6 protein-coding genes and 7 tRNA genes are annotated in these 6,755 nt (G+C 44.4%); all 13 read left to right on the top strand.

The features are described 5' to 3' along the window. The first annotated feature begins 4 nt into the window (after positions 1-4). The 13 genes from M6D81_RS25160 (at position 5) to M6D81_RS25105 (ending at position 6,747) form a co-directional block, all read left to right on the top strand. Positions 5-78, top strand: a tRNA-Trp gene (locus tag M6D81_RS25160). Between the two features lie 23 nt (positions 79-101). After that, positions 102-177: transfer RNA gene (locus M6D81_RS25155), tRNA-His, on the top strand. Positions 178-205: 28 nt separating this feature from the next. Continuing rightward, a tRNA-Gln gene (locus M6D81_RS25150) sits at positions 206-280 on the top strand. A 5-nt stretch (positions 281-285) separates the two neighbouring features. After that, positions 286-360 (top strand) — tRNA-Gly (locus M6D81_RS25145). Positions 361-366: 6 nt separating this feature from the next. After that, positions 367-440: transfer RNA gene (locus M6D81_RS25140), tRNA-Cys, on the top strand. Positions 441-452: 12 nt separating this feature from the next. Next, a tRNA-Arg gene (locus M6D81_RS25135) sits at positions 453-529 on the top strand. A gap of 23 nt (positions 530-552) precedes the next feature. Further along, positions 553-636, top strand: a tRNA-Leu gene (locus tag M6D81_RS25130). 106 nt (positions 637-742) lie between these two features. Continuing rightward, positions 743-1,078, top strand: a complete 336-nt coding sequence (locus tag M6D81_RS25125) for an S-layer homology domain-containing protein (RefSeq protein ID WP_262679923.1) — start codon at positions 743-745, stop codon at positions 1,076-1,078. Further along, complete coding sequence (locus M6D81_RS31910) at positions 1,003-1,278, top strand: S-layer homology domain-containing protein (protein WP_410795792.1); 276 nt, start codon at positions 1,003-1,005, stop codon at positions 1,276-1,278. The genes M6D81_RS25125 and M6D81_RS31910 overlap by 76 nt, the downstream gene beginning before the upstream one ends. A 450-nt stretch (positions 1,279-1,728) precedes the next feature. Further along, on the top strand, positions 1,729-3,288 hold the full coding sequence (locus M6D81_RS25120; RefSeq protein WP_262679922.1) for an extracellular solute-binding protein: 1,560 nt from the start codon (positions 1,729-1,731) through the stop codon (positions 3,286-3,288). 84 nt (positions 3,289-3,372) lie between these two features. After that, positions 3,373-4,308 carry an ABC transporter permease gene (locus M6D81_RS25115; protein ID WP_262679927.1) on the top strand — a complete coding sequence of 312 codons (936 nt, stop codon included), beginning with the start codon at positions 3,373-3,375 and terminating at the stop codon, positions 4,306-4,308. Between the two features lies 1 nt (position 4,309). After that, positions 4,310-5,182, top strand: coding sequence for a carbohydrate ABC transporter permease (locus M6D81_RS25110; protein ID WP_262679921.1), 873 nt, complete (start codon positions 4,310-4,312; stop codon positions 5,180-5,182). Between the two features lie 50 nt (positions 5,183-5,232). Beyond that, positions 5,233-6,747 carry a hypothetical protein gene (locus M6D81_RS25105; protein ID WP_262679920.1) on the top strand — a complete coding sequence of 505 codons (1,515 nt, stop codon included), beginning with the start codon at positions 5,233-5,235 and terminating at the stop codon, positions 6,745-6,747. The last annotated feature ends 8 nt before the right edge of the window (positions 6,748-6,755 follow it).

The following is a 6,755-nucleotide window of genomic DNA, read 5'->3' as shown; positions in this document are numbered from 1 at the left end:
ATGTAGGGGCATAGTTTAAAGGTAGAACAAAGGTCTCCAAAACCTTTGGTGTGGGTTCAATTCCTGCTGCCCCTGCCATTTCAATCTCATATGTGTTCATGGCGGTCGTGGCGAAGGGGTTAACGCACCGGATTGTGGCTCCGGCATTCGTGGGTTCAAGTCCCATCGATCGCCCCAACAACACATATGCTTAATAATCAGATGTTGGGGATTAGCCAAGCGGTAAGGCAACGGACTTTGACTCCGTCATGCATAGGTTCGAATCCTATATCCCCAGCCATTTAAGCGGAAGTGGCTCAGCGGTAGAGCATCGCCTTGCCAAGGCGAGGGTCGCGGGTTCGATTCCCGTCTTCCGCTCCATAATACGGCGCCATAGCCAAGTGGTAAGGCAAAGCTCTGCAAAAGCTTTATCCCCAGTTCAAATCTGGGTGGCGCCTCCAGGAAAATTACGTGTGCCCTTAGCTCAGCTGGATAGAGCGTTTGACTACGAATCAAAAGGTCAGGAGTTCGAATCTCTTAGGGCACGCCACCTTTCCTAACTTCATAAGATGTGCCGGTGTGGCGGAATGGCAGACGCGTTCGACTCAAAATCGAATGGGGAGACCCGTGGAGGTTCGAGTCCTCTCACCGGTACCACTTACAAATCAAGGGTTCATTAGATGCTCTCATCTACTGAGCTTTTTTTGTTTGTTCTACTTTCTTGCTATGACCGCATTGTGATTCATGGCAACTTCCCTGAATTATGTTATGCTGGTGGGATGACCTCGTATTTATATACCAAAAGAACCCGAAAGGCGATGGCTGGAGTAAAATTAACGGTTATCCGGACAGAACTTTCAAACCCGAACATCCAGTCACTCGTGCCGAATTTACGGTGATGCTCGTGGGTGCTCTGCAATTAGAAAACGAATACGCTTCACTCCTATTTACCGATAAAGAGCAGATCGGCGAATGGGCGAAAAAGGCTGTTGCCCAGGCAGTGCAGACGGGAATTGTCGGCGGATACGAAGACGGCAGATTCCGCCCGCATGCGTATCTCACACGTACAGAAATGCTAGAGCGCTTAAACTACCTCTAAAAGAGGGTGATTATACAGGGTTCGCTGATGATGATATGATTCCGCCATGGGCGAAACGTACTGTAGAATCGATTCGAGAACTGGGTATTGTCAATGGTCGCGGAGATAACCGTTTCGTGCCGAATGATACAGCAACTCGCGCCGAAGCAACGGTAATGTTGCTCCGGATGCTGGAAGCAGCTACACAGTTGAACCGCTAAAAACATTCTTAGGACGATGGAAGCGGTTCGTCCGTCATCAGCGCATTCATGATGCTGAACATGACGTAAGGGAGTTTATCTGGTTGTTCGATGCCAAAGCACATCGTGAGATTTCCTTGTGATCAAAATCTTCCGAGTCGCCGATACGACTCAAAATCGAAAGGGGAGACCCGTGAAGGTTCGAGCCCTCTTACCGGTACCACATGAATAACTGACAGCTCATTAGATTGATATCTAATGAGCTTTTTGTTTTTCATGAAACGGAAAGCAATGTAGCGATATCGTACGTTGATTATACTTCAGCGATTGAGTCATGAGATGCCTGCCGTTTAGTTTTTACGCTTGAATACACGCTTTTTTATAATCATCTTACAATTGTACGATTGTATTATGACGTAATACTCTCCATGATAAACGTGTAGCACAATTTAAAATTCAGGGGGGAAGGCTATGAGACATTTTTCAAAAAAAGGCAAGGTCAGCATCGTTATGTGCATCCTATTATTGTTGTTGGCAGCATGCGCAAACAATTCGGAAGGAGACAACTCCATATCAGTAAAAGAAACGGATGATGTTGAAACAAAACCGATCAAGCTGGTGTTTGTCAGCAATGATCCGGTAAACAACAATCGCCCGGGAGATGTGCAAGACAAGGTTCATGAAATCATTCAGGAGAAGCTCGGAGTAGATCTGAATGCGGTTTTACCGGCAACTAGAGATGAAGTGTCCCAACGGATTAACCTCATGTTGTCGTCCGGACAACAGCTGGATTATTTCAAAACTCAAATGGCTAAAGGTCTGGAGCTATATAAAAATGACGCCATTGTGCCTCTTAATGATCTGCTCGATCAATATGGGGAGAATTTGAAAAAGGCTATCCCGGCAGATTTATGGGACAAAGCTACCGTAGACGGGAAAATAATAGGGATTCCCTCTATCCCTCAGAATACGACACCTAATGTCTTGCAAATTCGCACAGACTGGTTGGAAAATTTAAATCTGCCCATGCCGAAAACGATAGCAGATTATGAGAATGTGATGGATCAATTTGTAAATTCAGATCCGGATCAAAACGGAAAACAGGATACTTATGCCCTGAATGCAGGCAACGGCGGGACAATTGAAGAGCTGGAAAGGGCATTTGGACCATTCTTCATGGAACAAGGAATGGAATGGTGGCAAGATGAGCAAGGAAGGCTGCTTCCTCCGGAAATGAATCCTGCATACAAAGACATGATGGCTAAATTTATGGAATGGAACAACAAAGGGTATATTTGGCCGGAGATGATTCTATCGAAACGCGACAGTCGGGTTAAAGCTATTGCCAATAACAAGATAGGATCGGTTGCCGGCTGGTATACTTCTACGATCGTCGGCGGATTGGAGGTTCTGGTCAAATCGGTTCCGGAGGCCAATTACGTACCTATTCTACTTGAGGGTTCCGGCATAAATAAACTCGATAAGGTCCCTGTCGATCCTAGTGTTGTTGTTATTACAAAAAGCAGCAGCAATCCGGAAGCGGTCATGAAATTTTTCGACTATGCCGCAACTCGTGAAGGATTCGAATTGACGACATTAGGCATTGAAGGAGAAAGTTATAAGAAATTACCGAATGAGTTGACGGAATACATTGGCGAAGCCAAGACCGATTGGAATAAAGCAAAGTACTATTACTTGTACGCTCCATTTACGTATGTCAAATTTGAGGGTGTTCCGCCTTGGACCATGGATAGCTGGCTGGAGTCTCAGTATAGAAAGGTTTTGGATCTTACCGAACAGCTTCCAAGCTTTCAGGCCGTTGATTATAATGTCGTCTATGATAAATCGCAATGGAGCTCTTTCTCCAAATTGAATGACCTGGACACCTATTTGTTGGAGCAGAAGGTCAAAGTGTTTTTAGGAGAGGTTCCTCTGAGCGATTGGGATACGATTATAACAAAATGGAACGAAATAGGCGGCGGCCAAATGATAGAAGACCGCAACGCTCAATTCAACGCATTCAAAAAATAACGATATAAGATCATGCTTTCACTTGCCTCATTCATGAGGCAAGTGGAGCTGATCAGGTATTGAGGAGTTTTTATATTGCGAACAATGATGAAAAGGTCCGGAAACGGTACGTTCTTTTATAATCTTCGGAAATACAAGCACCTCTATCTTCTTATTTTACCGGGATTCGTTTACTTTATTGTATTCCACTATATCCCGATGTTTGGCGTTGTGATTTCTTTCCAGAACTTTCAACCATTCAGCGGCCTTCAGAAAATGATTTTTCAACCTGAGTGGGTGGGATTAAAGCACTTTCAAACCTTTTTTAATTCCTTTTACTTTAACAGGCTTCTGACGAACACGCTTCTGATTAGCGGTTACAAACTATTGTTTGGTTTTCCGGCGGCGATTGTTTTGGCGCTTATGATCAATGAGGTCACTCACAACGGATTCAAAAGAATGGTGCAAACGATATCCTATTTGCCGCACTTTTTATCATGGGTCATTATTACAGGAATGTTAGTGACGATGTTGGCCCAAACGACGGGACCTATTAATACGATTATTACTGCTTTTGGCGGTACACCGGTAGCTTTTTTAGGGGAAACGGGTTATTTTCGCAGTATTCTTGTAGCCAGTGATATGTGGGCCAAAGTAGGCTGGGGGAGCATCCTGTATTTAGCTGCTTTGTCCGGCATCAATCCGGCATTATATGAAAGCGCGCGCATGGATGGAGCTAATCGATTGCAACAGGCGATACACATCAGTTTGCCGGGAATATCCAATATTATTACGATTACGCTCGTTTTATCTGTAGGTGACATTTTAAATGCGGGATTCGAACAAGTTGTTCTGTTGTACTCTCCTGTCGTATACAGTGTCGGAGATATTATTGATACGTATGTGTATCGTGAAGGCTTGTTGAACAGCAATTTTTCTTATGCAGCAGCAATAGGCATGTTTAAAAATGTGGTAGGTCTACTATTCTTGCTGGTGACCAACTATGCTGTGAAACGAATGGGGAAAGAAGGGATCTGGTGAAATGATGAAATTAAAAATGTTCGATCTTATAAATGGCGCCGCGCTCATCGTATTTTCATTGCTCATCGTGTTCCCATTCATTATCCTTATTAATCAATCCTTCATGTCCAATGAGACGATTATGAGTGAAGGCTATACCTTATTTCCGAAAGAGATAGTCTTTCATGCCTACAATTATTTGCTCGTAGAAAACACCTTTATTTATAAAGGATTGCTCGTTAGTGTGTTCATTACTTCAGTTGGAACTTTGTTTTGCTTATGCTTTACGTGCTCGCTTGCCTTTGGTTTGTCCAAAAAGTATTTGCCTTATCGTAAAGCCATTACGATCGTCGTTCTAATCACCATGTTCTTCAGTGGAGGATTGATTCCGAATTATTTGCTGATTACGGCAATGGGGCTTAAAGACTCGCTTTTGTCGCTCATCGTTCCCGTTCTCATCAGCCCATGGTATATGTTCCTGATTCGCAACTTCTTTATGGAAATTCCGCATGAAATTGAAGAGTCTGCTCAAATCGACGGAGCAACCGAGTTCTATATATTATGGAAAATTGTCGTTCCGATCTCTCTACCCGCGATCGCCACAATCGGTTTGTTTTATATGGTGTGGCATTGGAATAGCTGGTTTCCGGCATCCATTTACTTGGATTCCCAATCGAAATTCCCGCTGCAGCTCGTTCTCAAGCAAATTATATCCAACCTGGATGTTTCCGATAAAGGCGAATCGACTGAAACCCTGGATCGGATCATGAAATTGCCTGAAGAAAGCGTGAAGGCAGCCGCTACATTAATTACAAGCCTTCCAATCGTTTGCGTCTATCCATTCATTCAAAAGTACTTTGTTAAAGGGATTGTGGTTGGATCGATCAAGGGATAACGATACAAAGCGTTGCAGCTAGAAATGATGAAACTGAGGAGTGTTTAAGCATGATAGAAAATATAGGTTCAAGAAGAGAACTATTTCTGGACGATGATTTGATTCATTCAACAACAGCGAGATTAATGCTGCAAAAACCAGTGAAAAGAGATGTGTGTTTTCGTTTTGACGCTCCTCATGAGGGGAACGGCAACTTATTCCCCGTCCTGATCAAGGATAATGACAAATACCTTCTCTATTATATTGCCGCACATCGAAATAGCGAGGATGGGAAGGTGGACTACACGACTAAAGAAAATCGGGATAATTACCCGTTATATGCCTGCTGCATCGAAAGTCAAGATGGCATCAACTGGAGTCGCCCATCCATAGGCGCTGTAGAAGTTAATGGAAGCACGGACAATAATATTGTGCTGTATAAGGCTGATCTGGACAACTTCGTGCCGTTCATAGACGGGAATCCCGATTGTCCTCCCGACGAACGATTTAAAGCCATTGAAGCCAATAGGAAGGTTCCGTTCGATTACAGCATGAGAAGAAAATTGTACCGATTCAAATCTGCGGACGGCTATCAATGGAAGCCGATGTCTGATGAGCCGTTATCCGTTCCCGGAAACTTTGATTCTTCCAACTTGGCGTTCTGGGATGCCGAGCGGCAGAAATATTGGGCGTATGTGCGCAACTTCCACAAAATTTCCGTCGATGATACAAGCGATGAAGCCAATGAGGATGCCGTCGATGATACAGGCGAAGGGATTCGCGATATCAGATGGTGTGAATCGACCGACTTCCAGAACTGGAGTGAACCAGAGCTGCTTGATTTCGAAGGAGGTCTCGATATTCCTCTCTATGTAAGTGCAGTAACGCCATATTATAGAGCGCCGCATGTTTTTCTGGGTTTTCCGGCGCGGTATGTGGAGAGGAAACAATGGTCTCCCGCTTTTGACCAAATGTCGGACCCGGAACATCGCAAAAATCGTATGCTGCACCATCCTCGCTATGGACTGGCAATTACGGATTGTCTGCTGATGTCAAGTCGCGACGGGAAAAGGTGGAGAAGGTCTGATGACGCGTATCTGACGCCTGGTATCACAAGCGATCATAACTGGGTGTATGGCGATTGTTTCCTGACGATCGGAATGCAGGAAACGAAATCGGATACGGTTGGGGAACCGAACGAAATTTCAATGTATGCGTTCGAAAATAATTGGAAAGATCAGTGCTTGCTTCGCCGCTATACGATACGTCAGGACGGGTTTATGTCCCTTAGAGCCGATGCTGTCGGCCATGAGACATTAACGAAACCGTTCACCTTCGAGGGCAGACAACTGACATTGAATGTGTCGACGTCAGCTGTAGGAGGCATGAAAGTTGAACTGCAGGATATTAGCGGCAAGACGATTCCAGGGTATTCTCTGGAGGAATGTGACGAGATCTTCGGTGACAGATTGGACTATATCGTATCGTGGAACGGAAAATATGATGTTTCTCCTTTGGTTGGCCAAGCGATCCGCATGCGATTTTTTATGAAAGACGTTGATCTGTATTCCTTCAAATTTGATTGAGTAAGCAG

This window comes from Paenibacillus sp. J5C2022 (assembly GCF_025567625.1).
Taxonomy (GTDB): domain Bacteria; phylum Bacillota; class Bacilli; order Paenibacillales; family Paenibacillaceae; genus Pristimantibacillus.
The sequence above is the reverse complement of the archived record's forward strand: the minus strand, read 5'-3'. Positions and strand labels throughout refer to the sequence as shown.

Bases quoted from the DNA above. Each gene is read 5' to 3' on its own strand.
- M6D81_RS25125 (WP_262679923.1), top strand. From the start codon at position 743: ATGTTATGCTGGTGGGATGACCTCGTATTTATATACCAAAAGAACCCG.
- M6D81_RS25120 (WP_262679922.1), top strand. From the start codon at position 1,729: ATGAGACATTTTTCAAAAAAAGGCAAGGTCAGCATCGTTATGTGCATC.
- M6D81_RS25115 (WP_262679927.1), top strand. From the start codon at position 3,373: ATGATGAAAAGGTCCGGAAACGGTACGTTCTTTTATAATCTTCGGAAA.
- M6D81_RS25110 (WP_262679921.1), top strand. From the start codon at position 4,310: ATGATGAAATTAAAAATGTTCGATCTTATAAATGGCGCCGCGCTCATC.
- M6D81_RS25105 (WP_262679920.1), top strand. From the start codon at position 5,233: ATGATAGAAAATATAGGTTCAAGAAGAGAACTATTTCTGGACGATGAT.